Origin of the sequence: Solibacillus sp. FSL K6-1781 (assembly GCF_038630735.1) — a bacterium.
Lineage (GTDB): Bacteria > Bacillota > Bacilli > Bacillales_A > Planococcaceae > Solibacillus > Solibacillus silvestris.
The window spans coordinates 358,109-378,463 of sequence record NZ_CP152038.1 but is presented as its reverse complement, the minus strand read 5'-3'; the positions used below and the strand labels follow the sequence as shown (position 1 = coordinate 378,463).

At 38.8% G+C, this 20,355-nt stretch carries 21 protein-coding genes and 1 other RNA gene; 6 read left to right on the top strand and 16 right to left on the bottom strand.

All coding sequences use genetic code 11. The annotated features are described in order from the left end of the window. Positions 1 to 4: 4 nt before the first annotated feature. A complete protein-coding gene (locus MHH37_RS01840) occupies positions 5 to 1,279 on the bottom strand; it encodes a polysaccharide deacetylase family protein (RefSeq protein ID WP_342574756.1) in 1,275 nt (424 codons plus the stop codon). Between the two features lie 371 nt (positions 1,280 to 1,650). Then, the gene (locus MHH37_RS01835; RefSeq protein ID WP_342576198.1) at positions 1,651 to 2,079 is read right to left on the bottom strand and encodes a DUF4395 domain-containing protein; all 429 of its coding nucleotides are present in this window, start codon (positions 2,077 to 2,079) and stop codon (positions 1,651 to 1,653) included. Between the two features lie 110 nt (positions 2,080 to 2,189). Between MHH37_RS01835 and MHH37_RS01830 the strand changes: the two genes are divergently transcribed. After that, a complete protein-coding gene (locus tag MHH37_RS01830) occupies positions 2,190 to 2,897 on the top strand; it encodes a Fe-S oxidoreductase (protein WP_342574755.1) in 708 nt (235 codons plus the stop codon). A 309-nt stretch (positions 2,898 to 3,206) separates the two neighbouring features. On the opposite strand, the gene MHH37_RS01825 is transcribed toward MHH37_RS01830, so the two are convergent. The 7 genes from MHH37_RS01825 to MHH37_RS01795 all read right to left on the bottom strand — a co-directional run bounded on the left by MHH37_RS01825 (position 3,207) and on the right by MHH37_RS01795 (position 10,332). Continuing rightward, positions 3,207 to 4,319, bottom strand: coding sequence for an amidohydrolase (locus tag MHH37_RS01825; RefSeq protein WP_342574754.1), 1,113 nt, complete (start codon positions 4,317 to 4,319; stop codon positions 3,207 to 3,209). Positions 4,320 to 4,467: 148 nt separating this feature from the next. Continuing rightward, positions 4,468 to 4,605, bottom strand: coding sequence for a hypothetical protein (locus MHH37_RS01820; protein ID WP_342574753.1), 138 nt, complete (start codon positions 4,603 to 4,605; stop codon positions 4,468 to 4,470). Between the two features lie 169 nt (positions 4,606 to 4,774). Next, a complete protein-coding gene (locus MHH37_RS01815; RefSeq protein ID WP_342574752.1) occupies positions 4,775 to 6,790 on the bottom strand; it encodes a TRAP transporter permease in 2,016 nt (671 codons plus the stop codon). Next, complete coding sequence (locus MHH37_RS01810) at positions 6,780 to 7,295, bottom strand: DUF1850 domain-containing protein (RefSeq protein ID WP_342574751.1); 516 nt, start codon at positions 7,293 to 7,295, stop codon at positions 6,780 to 6,782. Before MHH37_RS01810 ends, MHH37_RS01815 begins: the two co-directional genes overlap by 11 nt. Positions 7,296 to 7,403: 108 nt before the next feature. Further along, the gene (locus tag MHH37_RS01805) at positions 7,404 to 8,426 is read right to left on the bottom strand and encodes a TAXI family TRAP transporter solute-binding subunit (protein ID WP_342574750.1); all 1,023 of its coding nucleotides are present in this window, start codon (positions 8,424 to 8,426) and stop codon (positions 7,404 to 7,406) included. Positions 8,427 to 8,962: 536 nt separating this feature from the next. After that, the gene (locus MHH37_RS01800; RefSeq protein WP_342574749.1) at positions 8,963 to 9,502 is read right to left on the bottom strand and encodes a superoxide dismutase family protein; all 540 of its coding nucleotides are present in this window, start codon (positions 9,500 to 9,502) and stop codon (positions 8,963 to 8,965) included. An 86-nt stretch (positions 9,503 to 9,588) separates the two neighbouring features. Continuing rightward, positions 9,589 to 10,332, bottom strand: coding sequence for a LysM peptidoglycan-binding domain-containing protein (locus MHH37_RS01795; protein WP_342574748.1), 744 nt, complete (start codon positions 10,330 to 10,332; stop codon positions 9,589 to 9,591). A gap of 383 nt (positions 10,333 to 10,715) precedes the next feature. On the opposite strand from MHH37_RS01795, the gene MHH37_RS01790 reads away from it, so the two are divergent. The 4 genes from MHH37_RS01790 to MHH37_RS01775 all read left to right on the top strand — a co-directional run bounded on the left by MHH37_RS01790 (position 10,716) and on the right by MHH37_RS01775 (position 12,977). Then, positions 10,716 to 10,904, top strand: a complete 189-nt coding sequence (locus tag MHH37_RS01790; RefSeq protein ID WP_087617139.1) for a YjfB family protein — start codon at positions 10,716 to 10,718, stop codon at positions 10,902 to 10,904. A 366-nt stretch (positions 10,905 to 11,270) separates the two neighbouring features. Beyond that, a complete protein-coding gene (locus MHH37_RS01785) occupies positions 11,271 to 11,915 on the top strand; it encodes a YfbR-like 5'-deoxynucleotidase (protein ID WP_342574747.1) in 645 nt (214 codons plus the stop codon). Positions 11,916 to 12,073: 158 nt separating this feature from the next. Next, a non-coding RNA gene (ssrS, locus tag MHH37_RS01780) (6S RNA) lies at positions 12,074 to 12,265 on the top strand. 181 nt (positions 12,266 to 12,446) lie between these two features. Continuing rightward, positions 12,447 to 12,977, top strand: a complete 531-nt coding sequence (locus MHH37_RS01775; RefSeq protein WP_342574745.1) for a GNAT family protein — start codon at positions 12,447 to 12,449, stop codon at positions 12,975 to 12,977. Between the two features lie 116 nt (positions 12,978 to 13,093). Here the strand turns inward: MHH37_RS01775 and MHH37_RS01770 are convergent, their stop codons facing one another. The 7 genes from MHH37_RS01770 to MHH37_RS01740 are packed head-to-tail and all read right to left on the bottom strand — an operon-like array spanning position 13,094 to position 19,753. Next, complete coding sequence (locus MHH37_RS01770) at positions 13,094 to 13,696, bottom strand: malonate decarboxylase holo-ACP synthase (RefSeq protein ID WP_342574743.1); 603 nt, start codon at positions 13,694 to 13,696, stop codon at positions 13,094 to 13,096. Next, complete coding sequence (locus tag MHH37_RS01765; protein WP_342574742.1) at positions 13,687 to 15,375, bottom strand: biotin-independent malonate decarboxylase subunit beta; 1,689 nt, start codon at positions 15,373 to 15,375, stop codon at positions 13,687 to 13,689. The genes MHH37_RS01770 and MHH37_RS01765 overlap by 10 nt, the downstream gene beginning before the upstream one ends. After that, on the bottom strand, positions 15,368 to 15,664 hold the full coding sequence (locus MHH37_RS01760) for a malonate decarboxylase subunit delta (protein ID WP_008406224.1): 297 nt from the start codon (positions 15,662 to 15,664) through the stop codon (positions 15,368 to 15,370). Before MHH37_RS01760 ends, MHH37_RS01765 begins: the two co-directional genes overlap by 8 nt. Beyond that, positions 15,618 to 16,487 (bottom strand): triphosphoribosyl-dephospho-CoA synthase, encoded by an 870-nt coding sequence (locus tag MHH37_RS01755; protein WP_342574741.1) that lies wholly within the window; start codon positions 16,485 to 16,487, stop codon positions 15,618 to 15,620. Before MHH37_RS01755 ends, MHH37_RS01760 begins: the two co-directional genes overlap by 47 nt. 12 nt (positions 16,488 to 16,499) lie before the next feature. Next, positions 16,500 to 18,149: a malonate decarboxylase subunit alpha gene (gene mdcA, locus MHH37_RS01750; RefSeq protein ID WP_087617133.1), complete on the bottom strand. Its 1,650-nt coding sequence runs from the start codon at positions 18,147 to 18,149 to the stop codon at positions 16,500 to 16,502. A gap of 2 nt (positions 18,150 to 18,151) precedes the next feature. Then, positions 18,152 to 19,078 carry a malonate decarboxylase subunit epsilon gene (locus tag MHH37_RS01745; protein ID WP_342574740.1) on the bottom strand — a complete coding sequence of 309 codons (927 nt, stop codon included), beginning with the start codon at positions 19,076 to 19,078 and terminating at the stop codon, positions 18,152 to 18,154. 24 nt (positions 19,079 to 19,102) lie between these two features. Further along, positions 19,103 to 19,753, bottom strand: coding sequence for a GntR family transcriptional regulator (locus tag MHH37_RS01740; protein WP_008406217.1), 651 nt, complete (start codon positions 19,751 to 19,753; stop codon positions 19,103 to 19,105). Positions 19,754 to 19,946: 193 nt separating this feature from the next. Between MHH37_RS01740 and madL the strand changes: the two genes are divergently transcribed. Beyond that, on the top strand, positions 19,947 to 20,354 hold the full coding sequence (madL, locus tag MHH37_RS01735; RefSeq protein ID WP_008406216.1) for a malonate transporter subunit MadL: 408 nt from the start codon (positions 19,947 to 19,949) through the stop codon (positions 20,352 to 20,354). Position 20,355: the final 1 nt, after the last annotated feature.

The following is a 20,355-nucleotide window of genomic DNA, read 5'->3' as shown; positions in this document are numbered from 1 at the left end:
ATTTCTAAGACCAGTTCACCCCCTTTACAAAGGACGTGAACTGTTCAAAAGTTTTATTTTCAGTTATGCCGAATCGATTGACCTCATAGTTTGATTGCTGCATATTAGCATAACCTTCATTTGTCGTAAAACCGATTAACAGTCCTACTTCCTTCATCGCTGCGATCATATCTTCATCGTAATGACCGAATGGATACGCTAAAGAAGTCGCATTCTTCAGCATGTTAACATTTTGCTGCAAATCCATCGCAATGTCGGCAGAAGACATCTCTAATGCAATCCCTGCTCCATTACTGAATTGATGCAAGTTATGTGTGTGCGCTTCGTACTGAAACACATCCGTCATTTGCTGCATCTCTTCGGCTGTGAAAAATTGGAGCGGTCCTTTGCTATCAAATACTTGTTCACCTTCAAAACGTCCTGTACGGGAAGATATAATATGCTGTACCGCTGAAAATCCATGTTCCTTTAAAATTGGATAGGCATAGACCTTCGTCGATAATAAACCATCATCAAATGTAAGGAGAACCGAATTAATCGGTAAAATTTGGCGACCTTCCAAATAATCATAAAGCTGTGTTGTCGAAATTGTTGTAAATTGCTCTTCAGCTAAAAAGGCCATTTGCTGTTCAAATGATTGCACTGAAACCGTACTCGCATTTGTCACCATATCTTCTTTCGGTAAAATATGATGATACACTAAAACTGGAATTCCTTCATCTATTTCAATTGATGATTTATGTATATAACCGGCACGTTCTCCTACTTTGATGACAAACCACTCATCAACCTCCCCCACTATCGGGTAGCGAAACCCTTGTGAAAGGTGCAGCAACACACTGCTCGTTAGATTTTTTTCTTCATATACTTTTGTTTGTTCTGTCGTTTTGATTGAGTTTGTTATTTCTGTATTTACTAACGTCTGAAGCGATCGCTTTTCTACAGTGGCACTTCCTTTTTTTATGAAGGCTGAAATTTTTCCGAATCGTAGTTCATAATAAAGCTCATCTTCTCCTACAATTGCAAAAGAAGTATTCGGATGTCCCACTCCAATTTCAGTGAGCGTATTATCTTTTATATAAATCGGTTGTTCCTCATTCAGGACGATAACTTTTTCAAATAGATGTGTTGCCTGTTCTATTTGGGTTCCATTTTCTCTACCTGCCATTTCTTTTTCGTTTGCAACCGCTCGTTCAATCTTTTCACTTGAACCTCTATATTCAATTGTCAGGAATAATACGCATATAGCGATAAACCCTACTGCAATTAACTTTTTCATCATTTCCTCCGCCTACGTTTTTTATTGAAGCAACGTACAGACGGAGAAATTCAAAATAAGTTTCAAAAAAGTTTTAGAAATTTTTTTATACACAAAAATACCCGTATCTGTAAGCGACACGGGCAATGGGTCTCCCAACAAAGGAAGAAAAACTAGAAGAAAAATATTAAGGGTGAAAAACTCAGTGTCTGACACACAGTCAAACTTACATTCTAAATGAGGGGGTTTAGAACGCTATGGCTGAGCTAACAAACTTCTGGAGAAAGGTTGTTAGCTCAGACTTATTTGTACTGTATTACAAATAAGCTCTTGCTACAGTTATAATGATAATGATTATCAGTATCATTGTCAACCCGTTTCCAAAAATCTTTTTAACTATTTTTTAATGAACGGCGATATTGGTACTGTTTGTATTGGAACAACATAAAGCAACCGATACAAAAGCCTAAAATTGCTACAAATGATGCAACTGCCACCATAATCGTAAAACTATAGGCAACGACTGGCAGATTAATAGCAAACCCTGCTATTCCGCCTGCCAGACATAGGCTCGCAATCGCTGAATTGAACTTTTGCTGTCCGATCTCTTCAGGAATATATGACTTAACATCTTTCGTTAAAAATAATTTTGCAAAGCGCATAATTGGATTAAACCCGGTGAAAATCCCAAGTAAATTTGCAATTAACGGAATGCCTAAAATCCAGAATTGTCCTGACACCCATGTGACAACGACTGATAAAAATATTACCCACTGATTTACACGAACTAATGGTCTTGGTATAGAAATCGGTTTCGTCATTAAAAACCAACCTTTCTTATCTGTTTTATTCATTTTAGCGTTTTTCACCTCGTTTGGGAAGAGAAATGGTATAGTAAAGATAAATATTTTTTTTAGAAAAGGTGATATGTATGCCTGCACTTTCTTATGATCAAGTACGACAATTAAATTCCTATAGTATTTCTACCGAAGAACCTGACCGTCCATTATTTACATTGGCGAATCTACATAAAGACTTCTATTTGACGGATTTCCGCAATTTGATGATGGGCATTACGAATGCTGCTACAGAAGCTGCAGCCATTTCCCACTTTGGGCGTCGCTACGGCATGTTTGTCGCAATGCAGTTTTATATGCTGACTACGTATGATGAAATTTGGGACGGCAAGCCGGAAGATCTGCGATTTGCTATTGTACAGGAGTTCGGTATTCATACACTCGGGATGTATATAAACCCAAATGATTTCCGCTATGTGGAAGAAGATGAGCGCGAACGAGTGATGACTGACATTTTATACAAGACATCGATCGTCATTGGTCAGTTACGTAAAACAACGTCCATTTCGCCGCTTACTTTATGGGAAAATATTTTCGGATACATGCTTTGGCACTTCCATACATTACTCGAAAATCCGGCATTGGCTGACCGTGCGTTCGAGGACTTGGACATGCTTGAAGATAAAAATGTTTGGCGCTACTTCTCGGACAAATCACTGTTTTTAAATTATACAGGCGGAAAAAGCCCTTCCGCACTTATTAATCAGCCTGTCCGCAAAAGCTGCTGTTTTTCAAAAGACATACCCGGCTTAATAGCTTGCGGATTTTGCCCGATGAAATAAGGTTTTATTATAAGTGCCGCCAAGTAATCGCGGCACTTTTTTATTTTGTCCGGATTGCTGGAGGCACGTTTTCTAATATATCGCTTACTTTTTCTAATATCGCTTGAAAAATTCTAATAAACCCCTGATGTTCTAATAAAGTAAGCCGATGTTCTAAAAAAGGGCCGAGATGTTCAAATATAGGTATCCGATTTTCTAATAAGTATCTCCGTTTGTCTAATATCCGGTTCAACTTTTCTATTATCGCGGCAACCACTCAAGCGCAAAACAAAAACGATGCTATATACTTCATAGCATCGCTCCACTTTCTTATTTCATTGCACTGTTTTTCAATGTTGTTGCTATTACTTTTGCGCCATCAAGCAATGCCTTTGCATCAAAGGTCATTTTCGGATGATGGAGTCCAGGACCAAGATCTGCACCAACGCCGATCATCGTTGCCTTTAACTCAGTATTTTTGATCGTATAGAAATGGAAGTCATCACTTCCCGGTGTCATTACTGCCGGTGCTAAACTTTGCTCTCCAAGTGCTTCAACAATCGAGCGTTCTGCAATTGCAGCCGCTTCGGATGATACTTCCGCACCTGGTGTAACATCCATCCAATCCCATGCCACCCCAGTATCGAACATCACCTCAATTTGTTTCAAGCCTTTATCAACATCACGTTGTACTTGCGCCAAGACTTCATTTTTCTGTGCACGCACATCGATCGAGAAGGTCGCATTACCCGGAATAATATTGACGCTTCCACCATCTGCTACAATTTTTGTTATCTTCGCAGAGTATACTTCAAATGGATCGACATGAATATTTTTCAGCATTTGCTGAATCGCTACGACGACATCAATTGCATTTTTCCCCTGGTGCGGACGAGCGCCATGTGCATCAATGCCAGTAATTGTCCCAGTTAAGAATGCTGCAGCACCATGATAGATTGCAGGTGATACTTTCCCTAATGGCAGCTCTTCCATAGGACGTAAATGAACACCGAATAAATGGGTAACATCTTCCATTACACCGCGATCAATCATCGCCAATGCTCCGCCACCTGTTTCTTCAGCCGGTTGAAAAATAAATCGGATTTTCTTTTTCAAAGGTTCATTCTTTAATGCATAGAGCGCACCTAAAACAATTGATATATTTGCATCATGTCCACAAGAGTGATTTGCCTGCATAACGCCATCCACTTCTTGCCATAGTGCATCAATATCCGCGCGAACCGCAATTGTTTCTTCGCCTTTTCCGATTTCCGCGACAAGGCCAGTCACATCGTTAAATTTTTTATAGCTTACGCCCATATCATCTAAAATTTCTGCTAATTTTGCTGTTGTTTTTATCTCTTTCCAGCTTACTTCAGGGTTTGCATGGAAATATTGAAACCAATCAAAAATCATTTGTTCCGTAGAATTAACCGCTAACATGAAACGCACCTCGAATATTATTTAGTACTTCTATTATACAGTACAATTTTCGCATACTACATTATTAGTGCCTAAAAAAACGACATCTATCCAAATAGTTTCGCTGGATAGACGCCGTAATATTTTTAAATTCATTTTAAAAACTCCTTTATAAGCTTGAGAAAAACCCTTGCGGATATTGAGTGCGTTCTTCACTTTCCGTTACCTCTTGCTGCTCGGATAACTCAAATTCCATCTCTTCGTCAAATAAATATGTTTCAAACGTCGACTTTAAAAGTGTTGACATATCATTTCTCCCCTTTAAATTATTTGAATTTTTAATTAATTTAAATAATATAATGGATTTTCAAGAAAATCAACAAATAAATATACTTAATGCATAAAAAGTATTAAATCTATCTCTTTTCGAGATAAATAGAAAAGCGCCTGAAATAAATTTTCAGACGCTCGCTTTTTTATGAAATGGCCACTTTTGAGCCGTTTTCTTTATTTCTAGTAACGTATTGAATCACAAACATAATTCCAAATACAATAAGTCCAATTGTATCCGATAGGGACTCCGGATAAATCATAGCAACACCTGCAGCAACTAGAATAATTCGTTCAATCCAGTTAATCGGGCGATACCAATAACCGATGATTCCCGCACCAATCGCAATCATACCCATCATCGCTGTAAATACCACCCAAATGATTTCCCAAACCGTTACATCAATCATCAGCAATGCCGGTGAAAAAATAATCATATAAGGGATAATGAATGCCGCGATAGCCAGCTTGGCAGAATGAATACCTGTTTTTATCGGATCTCCACCTGAAATCGCAGCGGCCGAAAATGCGGCGAGCGCTACAGGAGGGGTAATATCTGCAATAATCCCGAAATAGAATACGAAGAAGTGTGCAGATAATACAACGATAATCGGTGCTGCACTTGCCGGTACATCCGGTGCAAGCAAGGCAATGATTGCAGGTGCTGCAATCGTTGATGTAATAACATAGTTAGCCGTAGTCGGGGCACCCATTCCTAAGATTAAAGAAGCAATCATTACAAAGAATAGGGTAATTAGAATACTGCCGCCAGCAAGTTTTACTAAGCTGTTTGCCAATGACAAACCAAGTCCTGTTTTTACAACGACTCCTACAATAATACCTGCACATGCCGTTGCAGCAGCTACTGGCACAGCAGTACGTGCCCCATCTACTAATGCATCAAAGATTTCCTTAACACCAAATTTAACATCCGGGTTTATAAATCCGACAATAATACAAGCCAATATACCGTAAAGTGCTGAGTGAATAACCGGAACACCAAACATCATAATTACAATGATTAATGCAATCGGAATTAATAAATATAACTTCTTGAATATTTCTTTACGATCCGGCATTTCTTCATCCGTTAAACCACGTAATCCTAAACGTTTTGCTTCAAAGTGAGTCATAATCCAAATACCCGCAAAGTAAAGAACAGCTGGGATTGCTGCTGCTTTTGCAATATCCCAATATGAAACACCGCGGCCGATAAATTCAACCATTAAAAACGCTGCGGCACCCATGATCGGAGGCATTAATTGTCCCCCTGTAGATGAAGACGCCTCAACAGCTCCAGCAAAGTTCTTCTCATATCCTAAACGTTTCATGAGCGGAATCGTGTAGGCACCTGAAGTAACTACATTGGCTACAGAACTCCCTGAAATTGTTCCTTGAAGCGCAGACGAGAAAATAGCTACTTTTGCCGGACCACCCACTAATTTTCCTGCAACTGAAATCGCTAAGTCATTAAAGTATTCCCCTACACCAGTTTTTACTAAAAAAGCTCCAAATAGCAGGAATGCAAAAATATATGTTGCTGAAACAGCAAGTGGCGTCCCTAATATACCGTCCGTTGAGTAAAACATTAGATTTACAAGACTCTCTAAATTTTGCCCACGGTGTGCCATAAAGTCCGGCATATACGGACCATAAAATGCGTAAGCCAAAAATAGACCTGCAATAATGGCGATTGGCAGACCAACTGCCCGACGTGAAGCTTCCAGTACGAGAAGGACCGCAAATAAACCAACCCAGAAGTCCAAAGTCTCTAGCTTTCCTAAACTTCTCACTAATCGGTCGTAATTTATCACCCAGTAACTACCAATAACAATTGACAAAATTGCTAAAATATAATCATAAAAGGGAATAGACTTTTTTGAAAAATTACGTCGCAGTGGAAATAGCAGAAAGACAAAAGTTAATGCGAACCCTAAGTGAACAGTACGCTGAATTTGAGCTGGGAACTGACCATAGATTGCTGTATAAAGTTGGAACAGTGAAAATGCGAGTAACCCACCATATATAACATATTTCATAAAGTTTTGTGGGTTTCGCTGATTGGATTCGATATCGAACTTTTCCAGTAACTCTTGCTGCTGTTCTAGTGACAAGGCTTCTACTTGTTGTGGTTCTGTTGTTTCTTTTCTATTATTGCTCATTTAACTCGACTCCTTTCATTTTTTCATAGAAGGACAGTTTTTGAATTTGCACATCATAAGATTTTCCCCGAGTCAAATTTTTTTTCAGTTCAACTGTTTCATTTTTATGCTGCAAATCCAATCGATAATCGACATTTCCAATATGTAGTACAAAATTATTTACTTTTGCATCGTCGTATTGAAGTTTATATATCCCATTTTCATAATGTAATGTTTGCCCTTCCTCCGCATAACCTGGCATTCCAATAGCTACATCCGAATATTCCATCGAAAGCAGTTGAATTGCATTTGAAGGCAGCGCGATATAGTTTTCATAAACATCTGTTAAATGAATTGAATGTGTATAAATAATTTGAAATTCATCACTATCTTCCAGTTGCTTATAATAAATGGTGGGGCTTTCTGACCGTGTTTCCACAAATGTGATTGTACGCTCATATGGGATATTACAAAGAATGATGCTTGCACAGATTACGGATAATACAATCAGGACTATTTTTTTCATGAACATCCCACTAAAATTAATTTCTATTTAACTATTAGCAAAGAATTCCTAGAAAGAAAACAAGAGACTGCCTAGAAGTAAATTACACTCTAGACAGCCTCGCGCTAATTACTTTACTTCATCAAAGTATCGTTGTGCACCTGGATGTACATCAATACCAATTCCATCTAAGCCAGATTCAGCTTTAATGAATGTGCCTTTTGCGTGGCTGATTTTGTCTGTGTTGTCATAGATTGCTTTTGTCATTGCATACACTAGATCTTCAGGTAATTCCTTTTTAACAGCTAACATTGCACCAACTGATACAGCTGGAATGTCAGATTCTAAACCGTATGTGCCAGTTGGAATGTTATCCACTGCATAGTAAGGATATTTTGCAATAAGCTCTTCTGCTTTATCTGCTTCAACCGGAATAATATATACGCCATTTGTTGCATTTAATGCTTCAACAGCACCTGTTGGGTAACCTGCTGTAATAAATGCTGCATCAATTTGACCAGATTGAATACCATCTGTCGATTCACCGAAGTCTAAATTTTGTGCTTCGATATCGTCCATTGTTAAACCATGGATTTCCAGTAATTGCTCAGCATTTGCGAAAGTTCCCGATCCTGGAGCCCCTACAGAAACTTTTTTACCTTTTAAGTCTGCAAATGTTTTAATCCCTGAATCCGCCAATGTTACTAATTGAACTGTTTCTGGATATAGAGCACCTAACGCTACTACAGAATCAATTGCTTTACCTTCAAACATTAGTGTACCGTTCGTTGCATAGTAAGCAATATCCGTTTGTACGAATGCTACCTCTGCATCTCCGTTTGCCAGAGAAGTCATATTCGCTGCAGACGCCTGTGAAACTTCAGCAGTTGCTTTTACCCCAGTGTCTGTAGTAATTAAATCAGCAAATGTACCCCCTAATGGATAATAAGTCCCTTGTGTACCACCAGTTAAAATACTTACAAACTTTGTACCTTCAAAATCCAATTCTTCATCTGTTGTAGCTTCCCCAGAGCTTTTCTCATTATCTGTTTTAGTTGTAGATGAACCTTCATCATCAGAACCACAAGCAGCCAGTATGAGTACAAATGCACTTAATAACATCAGAAAAAGTAGGTTTTTAGATTTAAACATAAGCAGTTTCCCCCTTTATAGTAAAATATAAATTCATATTACATACATAATTATACAAAAGTCAACGTTATTTTAAAAATTCCAAATTTACTGTAAATAATTTATTATCTATATTTTGTCCGAATAATACTCGAATAGTTCTCTAAATATCCATAAATACTGTATTATAAGAGTTATCAATTAAGTTCATCTATACAAATTACATAAATAAGATTATTTCAAAATAATTGTTTCCCATCAATTTATATTTTCCATATAGTAACAGATGAGATTTTACACAAAAAAATGAGGCTGGGACAAAACCCAAAAATGCTATTTTTCTCTGTGAGAAAAATAGCATTTTTTTGCTACGCGTTAAAATTGATTTCCATTCCAGGACGCTTTCCGTGGGCGTGGCCTGAGCCTGTAGTCTCAGGGCGTCACGCTATTCCCGCAGGAGTCGCCCTTCATTCCAATCAATTTTCCAAAATATCAGTTTCTTAATAATGGAGTTATCCTTATTCAACAGCAAATCTACTTATGTCCCAACCTCATTTTCACTCGACTACTCCACAAACAATTCGCGCACCTGAATTTCCTGACGGATCTGTTTTATAATCGTCCTCTTTTTCATGAATGACAACAGATGTGCCATCTTCATCAAACAGGGAATTTTCTTTCCCTTTTTCAAGTGTAAAATCGGCTGTCACAAAGTTTAATTCCACTTCACCTGCATCATCCACAGTAATATTCGGAAGATCCCCTAAATGTGGGCCTGCTGGATTATCGACGCCATGCTGCTTTTTCGTTGGATTGAAATGGGCACCTGCCGATTCAAAGCTTGGAGGTTCACACTTCCCAAACTCATGTAGATGGATTCCGTGATCACCCGGCGGTAAATTATTTAAAACAGCAGTCAGTTCGACTCCTTTAGATGATTCTTTAAATAAGATTTCACCAACTAGGTTGTTCTTTGTATCATACATCTGCGCCTTCGCAGATAATGCTTCTGGTGCACTTACCGGGACGGTTTCCTTTTGAAATAAATTACATCCGCTTAATAATAGTACACATACAAAAAAGCTAATTACTCGCACACTATCCCCTCCTTGCAGCTAGTATTTCAATAAAGAGGGCTGATTATACAAAAAAGCCACTCAAAATTTGAGTGGCTTCTTTCATATTAGTCTAAAATTTTGATTGTTACTGAACGGCGGCCCCATTCGTAGGCGTTATCTAAATCTGGAATAAATACATCAATTTTATTTCCCTTAATTGCCCCGCCTGTGTCAGCTGCAATGGCTTCCCCATATCCTTCAACCCAAACTTTTGTCCCTAACGGAATGATTCGTGGGTCTACTGCAATTACTTTTAAATTTGGATTGGCGCGTAAATCCGTACCATTTGCCGTTGTACCTGAACATCCTTCACAATAGGCTGTGTATGCTGTCGCTTCAACAGTCATTGTTCTTCCTGTATCAGGAACTGAACTTGTTGAAGTTTTCGCTTGTGTACCGCCTGTCGCGCTTTTCACTTCACTCTTGGCATACTCCTGTTGAGGTCCGGATACTGTAATGGCGTCACCCGCATAAATTAAATCTGAATCGATATTGTTCCATTTTTGTAACTGATCAACTGTTGCATCATGGGCCAATGCAATATGGAACAACGTATCGCCTGGTGAAATCGTATATACTTTCTCATCATGACCACCAATTTTTAATGTATCCCCAACAAAAATTGTATTACTATTTAAATTGTTCAATTCCTTTATCTCTTCAACTGATGTTTGAAACTGTTTACTTATTTTATAAAGTGTATCTTCAGGTTGGATTGTATAAGTATCTGCAGAAGCTTGAGATGCAAATAGCCCCCCTGTAGCGAATACTCCTGCCAATAGAACTGCCATTAATTTTTTCTTTGTCAAATTTCTGTCCCTCCATATTTCCCAAATAAATTTAATTTGTTTTGACTCTGCTTTAACCTTACAGCAAATACATTGCAACCCGATGACGCGGATATGAACCCTCCATTACAAGCACATTGCAGCGCTTTTGGATAATTATTACTAAATTTGAAGCGATTTATACATAGATTTTCCATTTTTTTGCGAAGTGACAGGAAAAGAAGAAATAATAAATGGGAATTCGTTTTCAGACTTATTACAAATCCGCCTATTCCTTTAATAATTCTTTCAATTTTGACGATATAAAGTGAAACTTCAACCAGTAGGGGTGTTCATCCCCTACTGGTTGTTAGTTGAACCAATCGGGCTTTTACGGGCAGTACAAATGAAAAGGAGGGATTACTATGGAATTAAACGCCATCATGTCAGCTCAGCTTGCCTCGCTACAGCAAACTGTGCAGATGAGTATTTTAGACAAGGCAATGAATACCGGCGCGGCAACTGCGCTTCAAATGATTGAAGCAATGCCCCAACCGCAAGCAACTCCAGCACCCCACCCTTATAAAGGACAAATGATTGACGTCCAGGTTTAGTTTTAAAAATAAGAAAGGACGCTCATCATTTTACGTGAGCGTCCTTTCTGTTTTTAATTCAGGTTTTGCATTTGGCAGGATTGAAGATATTAGAAGATTTTTTTAGCTGTTAGAAATTAGGCTCCTGTTATTGGCACTTCTAAATCACATATTAGCAAAACGAGGAGACATTTTAGAAATTCTTCATACTATATTAGATAATCCAACTTTAATTGGACAATCGAATACGCTTTTTAGAATTTTTTCATTTAATTAGAAAAACATCATCCCTTAATGTAAACCGCACGTTAAATTTCGGTTAAACACTTTTAAAAAATCATTTTTCGGGTATAACTAATAGTACAATGATGATATAAACGAAAAGGAGTGATTATTATAGGTATCCATACGTTTTTTACCAGTTTAAATGATTTAGAGCGTATCATCCGTTGTCCGGGCCGCTTTAAATTTGAAGAGCATAATGTGGCAGCACACTCGTGGAAGGTTTCGCAGTATGCGATGTTTTTTGCAACATTGGAGGAACGTGAAGGCAGTCAAATTGATTGGAAATCGTTATATGAAAAGACGATTAATCATGACTTTGCCGAAGTGTTTATCGGGGACATTAAAACACCTGTCAAACATGCAAGCGTTGAACTAAAGCAAATGCTTTCACATGTCGAAGAGAAAATGATGGAAAAATTTATTCTGGAAGAAATTCCGCTTGATTTACAGGACGTATTTTTTGACCGTATGAAAGAAGGCAAGGATCACACAATTGAAGGACGACTGCTTGAGTTTGCCGATAAGCTGGATCAGTTTTACGAGTCGTTTTCAGAACTGAAGCGAGGAAATACCGACAAAGAATTTGTTCATATGTATGAAACTGCACTAAGCAAGTTACTGTTGATCGATCTGCCGGTATCTGTAGACTATTTCCGCAACGAAATTTTATCGGATGTTGTAACGGAAAAGACAGTCATCGATATTGCACTTTTAACAGAAAATATTTTACAGCAGCATACAGAATAATAACGGAAGGCTTCCTAATATATAAGGAAGGCTTTTTTATTTTGGTAATAAATCCAGCTTTTGATTTCGAAAAACTTCAATAAAACCATTCAAATTATTTGACTTTTTTTTAAAAACATACTTTATTGCATTCCACATTAACTTACTATAAGATAACAATAAGGCTACGTTGTACGTACGAATATTAAGTTTTAACCTTTATACTTATACAGGGAGTTTTACATCGATGTTGGAATGGCGTGCCTGGACTCTTTTGACTTCAGGATAGACAGGATAGCATTTGCGAACACCCACTTTGAGGAGTGGTGGTTTAAAACTTTCTATAATAACTACGGCAATGTGGCTGCTTACATAAGCAATACAGCCATAACAACATACAGACACTTACACGAATTTATGTGTAGGTGTTTTTTTATTTTCCTTTTCCTGGTCTCATCTGAATATAAAATCTATAACCTTGAAGGGACTGAGCTATGCGCAGATGGCAATATTTTTTATCTAACTGATTAAAAAATATTGGAGGTAATAAAATTGATACAAGAACTGAATACTAAAAGATTGTATTTGAGAAGAATGAAAACTTCAGACTCACCCAGCTTGTTTAAAATATGGTCTGATCCACATGTAACTGAATTCATGAACATATCCAGCTTTACACATGAAACTCAGGCGAAAGAAATGATCGAACTTCTTGAGAATTTGGCTCAGGCCGGTAAAGCTGTTCGTTTCAGCATGATTGAACGGGATTCGAATGAAATAATAGGTACGTGTGGATTTAACGCTATAGATTTTGACAATGCAAAGGCGGAGATTGGTTACGACATTGCCAAAGCCTATTGGGGCATGGGATTTGCTCCAGAAGGTATTAATGCGTTACTGGATTGTGCTTTCGGAACTTTAAAACTGAATAGAATTGAGGCAAAAGTAGAACCCGCTAATGTCAATTCAATCAAGGTTTTACAAAAACTTAATTTCAAGTTTGAAGGAACTCTTAGACAATACGAAAAATCTAAAGGAAACTTTATCGATATCAATATGTATTCACGGCTAAAAACCGATTGATTTAATTCCCTACTGCCTATTTCTTTAATTAGAAATAGGCCTTTATTTTTACGAATAACAAAAACCCTCATTAAATAACTGTTCGTTATTTAATGAGGAAAAAATTATATAATTCGCTATCCCTTATAGATCAATGACTCTTTTTCAAGCAGAATCGGTCCAGTACTCGTTCTTACTATAAAAGAAGAGTGGTTTAAGTAATCAGCTAAAACAACCGCCCCAACGCCTAAAATCTCCACTTGGACATCAACACGGTGAGCACTTTTCTGCAGCTGAGAAAGAAGGGGCGTCAATTGATCGAGTTCCTGCAACCTTTTGCAGTATAAAATAATATCAATATCACTGTTTTCATGGCAAACAGTGATTCCTGTTGCCATCGAAAAACCTACACTTCCGCCAATTCCCCATTTTAAACCATCCAATACCTTTTCGATATAAGTAAGCGACTGAATATGGGTCGCAGGATATGAATTTGCCAGAACATCAAACGGCCGAATTACTCGTTTAATGTTAGATATAGTTGTAATCGCTGCAAATCGTTTAGATCGATTGTCCCCACGAAAGCCTATCGCAACTTTCCCGTCCTCTACTTTCATTCGTCTCACAACAGCAATGCTTTGAGCCATTTCATCCTCATTCATCCAATCAGGATATTGACCGAAGTAATCAATCTGATCCATGGATTTCAAAAATACTAGATCATGTACAGTTAGTTCCATTGTTGCGCGATTTTCCCACGTACAGCAATCGATGCCTTACGACCATTTTCAATCGCTATTGTTGATTGAATTCGATTTGCCAACGTTCTATCTCCGGACTGAATAATATCTTCTTTTGCCGATGCAATCGAATGAATCACTTTTTGAACTTGTTCATTAGATGGTTCGTCTGCGTTAATACCGTCGATTAACTCATATAATGCACCTAGTGTTTTGAATGAATGGACATCATACGCCATCGATGGAACAGACTTCGCGAATTCATCCAATTCTTCAACAGTACGCATTGTAACAAGAGCTGCAGACTTCTTGGACATTACATGTACTTGCACTTCTGAATCATCAAGCGAAATAATACGGTTTCCTTGCATACCGTGTGCCAGAAATGCCCCTGAAATTGCTTTTCCTACAACACATGTAACAATTGGGTGCCCACTTTGTCGAGCAACTGCATATGCCTCAACACTTGCTGCACACGCTAAATAAATGCCGAATAATTCTTCATGGTAGCCGAATGCCTGACCCGGAACATCGACAATTGGAACAATTAATCTCTTTTCTGCTGAATCCTTATCTTCTTCGATTGCCTGACGAACATATTTCGCAACCGTCCAGGCTTCCTGCAGACCAAACTCCCCATTGCGGGCACGGTAAAATTTATTTTCGCTGTTTGGCACAACAGCAATGAAACGAGCTTTTTCTCCATTTAAATGGGCATCTGCCACTAAAACAGATGGCGTTTCTGAAATTGATGGTGCGTTATTTGTAAATGCATTAAACCACGTACGGCCTCTGCTCGTATTTTCCCCATCTGTAATCGTTGCTTCACCAGCTGCCAATTCCGATCGGTTACTTAAAATCTCCTGGGCTTCATCAGTACCGATTTTCTGTTCAAACTGCAAATGGTTCAGCATATTTAAAAATGTATCGTACTCCATTGTTCTTTGTTTGAAGTTGTTATTTGTCCATAAGTTTTCCAGCGTATCTAAGTAGTTTACGACATCATCCTCAATAACAGCATCGACTAATTTCGAATTGTAGCGCATTGATCCACCAATCATTTTCCAAATGAAAGGTTTCTGTTTTGCATTTAGCTCTTGAATACCCGCTTCTTGCTGAACTACTTCAGGGCCATTCATACCAAGTCGACCTTCTCGTGTCATGATTAGAGCAGAACAAAGTCCAGCTGTTAGAGACATCCCTCCGAAAGAACCGACTTTCCCCGGAATAATGCCGATTACAGGTACATACTTTTTCAAAGCAACAATCGCCGAACTAATCTCAGCAATCGAAAGCAACCCGTAGTTTGCTTCTTGGAGACGAACGCCGCCTGTATCGTAAATGATGACCGGGTAAATCAGTTCCCCTGCTTCACAAGATTCATATGCACGCTCTAAGGCACCTGCAAATTTCGCCCCGGAAACTTCACCGATTCCCCCACCTTGGAAACTTCCTTCTATTGAAATAACTAATGAACGACGACCTCGAATTGTCCCTTGCATTATGATCATCCCATCATCACTTTGCGGTACAATATTTTGCGCTTCTAAATGTGGTGATTCAAAAAAGTCGAATGGACCTAATATTTCATTTGCTGTTCCTTCATCTAGTAGTAATAGTGCACGTTCTCTTGCCTTACTCTCTACTATACTTACAGGTAATTTAATAGAATTATTCACCGAAAACCACCTCCGCTGCCTGTGCAAGTCGTATCGATACGACACCTGGTGTTGCCCCGAAATCATTAATCTTAATTGAAGCCAATATATCTTGCTGTAAAACAAAACGCTCCACTACTTTTTGCCAAGTTTCAGCATAACCCGTAATACCTGTACGAACTTCTACTTTCGTTTCCGAGCCTTCGATTGGCTGGATCAGTATTTCTAAATCCCCCGATCCTACAACCCCAATATGTGCTTGCTTAGTAACCGGACGATTTGCTTGAAACGTGTAATTCAACTTTTCCATGCTGTGCACCCCTTTTCAGTTTATCTGACATATTAATTACGAATAATGTAGCCGCCAACAAATCAGCCGATCCCCCTGGAGATAACCAGTGCTTAATATACAACTCATCTAGTTTCTTCATATTTGAAATTGAAAAGTTTGTTAGCAGTTTCTTCGCTTCCTGTTTCGCAAACTCCAATCCTTCCAGACCGCCTCGATGAAGTAAACAAGTGTCGTTTAAATTTGCAATCAATACTAGTAACGTATGAAGTTTCGCATCTCTTAGCGACATCCTTTGAGCCGCTTGAAAAAATGCTGGCAAACTAAACTTTTGAATATGAGGAAACGCCTGCTGTGCTTCTTCTCTTGCACCCGGAATCCCATAATTCTCTTTCACTTTACTTCCGTTTGTTTTGGACTTTGGAATATATTGATCCGGAAGATTAGCCAGTTCCGCAGCATCATTAAATACTTGCGGATAGAGCACTTGGCCCTGTCTTCGAGCTATTGCGGAACAAAGTAATCCAATCGACCAGATCGCCCCTTTATGCGTATTACTATTTTCAGTAACCGCAAACATTTCCTTTTCACCATTTCGTCCAATTGCGCCAAATTGTTCCCTTATTTCTACTGTTGGTTGTCGTTTGAAACTCAGCATTGCCATTTGATAAAACGTATTGTGCAAAGAATGTGCTGAATTCTGCATTTTTGTTAAAGACAAATCATGATGTGCACCATTATTTTCTGTATCTACTAAACCTGGCTTTGGTGTCAATTGAACTTCTTCGATTAATGCTGCAACAGCCTCATCAGCAATCCGTTTACAAATTACATGCTGTTTCATTCCTTCAGCTCCTTACCAACTTTTGAATTTCGATGGTGGCTCATATAATCCGCCAGACCATTGAACAAGCTCGTCAATATTTTTTGCTGCCAACAATGAACGGTTCGCTTCACCGCGTAAAATATTTAAGTCTTCCGGCATTGCCACTAAACCGCGCTCGCGAAGTGATTTTGTACGCTTTACATCATTTTCCATCCCTAGCGGTGTTACCCCTGCAATCGAAGCAATCATTTCTCTTCGTTCTGCAGGACTATCAGTTTTATATAGGTAGGCAATCCCTTCTTCTGTCACAACATGTGTAACATCTTCCGCATAAATCATGACCGGGGCAACTGCTAAATTCGCCTGTTTCTTTACATCAATTGCATCTAAACGTTCAACAAAAACAGGTGTGTTGGCATCCTGGAATGTTTCGGCAACTTGTACAACAAGCTTTTTCCCGCGAGCCAATTCATCCTGACTCGTCATCATGTTATACCAAGCTTCCGTTGAGTGACGGCGTCCGCCCGGATCATGTCCCATATTTGGTGCACCACCATAACCTGCAACACGTCCCTTTGTTACCGTCGAAGAATTGCCGTATGCATCCATTTGCAACGTCGATCCGATAAATAGATCAACTGCATACTGACCTGCAAGCTGCGCCAACGTCCGATTCGAACGAAGACTGCCATCTTTCCCTGTGAAGAAAATATCTCGACGTGCCTGCACATATTTTTCCATCCCTAGTTCACCGCCAAAACAGTGAACACTTTCTACCCAGCCTGTTTCAATCGCCGGAATTAATGTCGGGTGCGGATTGAGAACCCAGTTTTTGCATATTTTCCCCTTCAAGCCCAATTGTTCACCATATGAAGGTAATAGCAGCTCAATGGCAGCTGTATTAAAACCAATCCCATGGTTTAATGATTGAACACCATGTTTTTCATAAATACCGCGAATACACATCATCGCCTGTAAAATCTGAATATCTGTAATATGGCGCGGGTCACGTGTAAATAACGGCTCCAGCTCATATGGTTCATCCGCTTCAACGATGAAATCGACCCAAGAACCCGGAATATCGACACGTGGCAATTCATCCACAATTTCGTTTACTTGAGCAATTACAATTCCATCACGGAAAGCTGCTGCTTCTACAATTGTTGGTGTTTCTTCTGTATTTGGTCCTGTATATAAATTCCCGAAGCGGTCTGCTTTATCAGCTGCAACTAACGCTACATTCGGAATTAAATCGATAAATAATCTTCCATAAAGCTCAACATACGTGTGCAAATCCCCTAAAACTAACCTTCCATCCTCAATCATTTGGGCGATGCGCAAACTTTGTGGACCAGCAAAACTTAAGTCAATTTTTTTAGCAATGCCTTCTTCAAAAATATCTAAATGTTCCGGACGTGACACACTGGACATAATCATATGTAAATCATGTACACGCTCTGGATCGACCTTTACGAGTGCTTGAGATAAAAATGACGCCTGCTTTTGATTATTTCCTTCTAAAACAACCCGATCCCCCGGTTTAATAAGCAACTCAAGTACATCTACAATTTTCTCTGTTGGAATTGTTACACCGTTTACTAGATGCTCCACTTCCGCTAATCTCTTTTTCTTTCCTTCCAATCTTGTTGACCAAGAACGTTGCTGTTGAATTAATACCATATTTACACCCCTTCATTTTTTGCTAAATATAGACAATCATTAAACCCATTTTTTTCCACGCTATAACTATCCGCCTCTGGAAACGCATTTTTGGCAAGTTTTTTTAACACATCCCCTGGCGACATTTCAATAAATTGACGAACTCCATTTTCAAATAAGATCGAAGTTGCATCATGCCATCTGACAGGTAAAGCAATACTTTCAGCCAAATCCTGAACGATATGAGAAGGCTGGCGAAGTACCCGTGCATTGCGATTTGCAATCAACGGAAATTTCGGCCTTTGAAGCGTTATGTTCTCCATTTCCATTGCTAATCTTTCCTGAACAGGTAGAAACAATGGACAATGGGATGGTGTAGAAACATTCAGCATCTTTGCTGAACTTGCCCCTTTTCCAGATACGTAGTCCAGTACATTTTGCATCGCTTCCTTATGACCTGATAAAGTCAGCTGCTGCGGTGCATTGCGATTTGATACATAGACCGGTTTTTGATCCGTATGGAATTTTTGCGTAATTTCTATAAGAGTTGATTCGGGTAAGCCTACAACAACTGCCATTCCATACGCCTCATCCTGCAAAGATTCCATCAGTTCCCCACGAAGTGAAACTAAATGCAGGGCATCTTTAAATGTTAGTACCCCGCTCGTCACCGCGGCGGCAAATGCACCTACCGAGTGACCTGCCAAATAGTCGGGTGCTGCACCTTCATAAAGAAAGGCCCGGGCTGTTGCAACACCGGCCGTCAGCATAGTAAGCTGGACATTTTTTGTGCTCTTTAATTTTTCAGCTGTTGCAAGCAGCTTAATTTCTGTTTCTAAAACATCTGAAGCTTCATCCAAGGTTTCTTTAATAGTTGGGTGTGTAGGAAGTGCATCTAAAAACCCGCCATATTGCGAACCTTGCCCTGGAAAAAGCCATGCCTGTTTCATTGTTGACTTCCCCCTCCCTTTGCTTTATAACTGCTTATTTCGGACGCTGAAAATAACATCCTCTGTATGCTTTCTTAATATGGATTTCAGCTGATCCAAGTCATCATTTTTTAAGCATTCATATATTTTTGTATGCTCGATAATCGATTTTTCAATAATTTCGTTATTGGAAAAATGGATTACTTGTATTCGCAGTAATGGCAGCGCAATTTTACTGTACATATCATTCAGCACAGGACTGTTGCTTAACTTGAATATAAGAAAGTGAAATTGATAGTTTAAGTGCGTATATTCTGTATAGCTTTTCGTTTTTGTCATTTTAGTTAATACGGCTTTCATTTCTTTCAGTGTGCCTTTTTCTTTACTTGGATTTTCTAAACGTTCGGCTGCCAGCATTTCCAAATGATTTCGCACATCCAATAGATCTTTCATATCATCTAATGTATAGCCCTTAATGAATGCCCCTTTTCTTGGAACACGTTCAATAATTCCTTCTGTCGCTAATAAATAAATTGCTTCTCTTACAGGGGAGCGGCTCGTTTCATACTGTTCTGCATATATCGATTCAACGACTTGATCTCCTGGTCTTAACTCGCCACTCAACACTTGTTCCAACAAGTTATTGGCGATTCTAATCGATAAGGCATTGTCCAATGCTCTCTCAAAATAATTCAACTAAACCTTCTCCTTTTAACAAAACATAGTCGACTGTATACAATACATATTATATCTTTAAAACGTAAATTTCAATCGTATAATCATTTTTTCTCTTAAAAAAATAATATTTTCCTTGCTTATGTAAATATTATTGTTTATTCTATATTCAGAATACAGTCGACTGTTCTAAACAATATAAAGGGGTGGAATTATGGTTATATATGGTGTTGCCATTTTAGCTGGGTGTTTCTTATTTGGAATGTTTTGCGGTGAATTGATCGGCGCTTTAATGGGGATTGATTCGAATGTGGGTGGCGTAGGTATTGCGATGTTACTATTAATCGTAGTCGTTGATAAATTACAGAAGAATGGGAAAATCAGTCTGCCTGCTCAAAGTGGCTTAGCTTTCTGGAATGCAATGTATATCCCGATCGTTATTGCGATGGCAGCGAGTCAAAATGTATTAGGTGCATTAACTGGAGGTCCTCTTGCGATCATTGCAGGAATTGCAGTTGTTCTTATTAGTTGGTTATGTGTTCCATTATTGAGCGGGAAAAAGGCGAAAGAGTCTGCCATTGAGTTCAATAAAAATAACGCAGCAACAGGGGAGGTAAACTAAT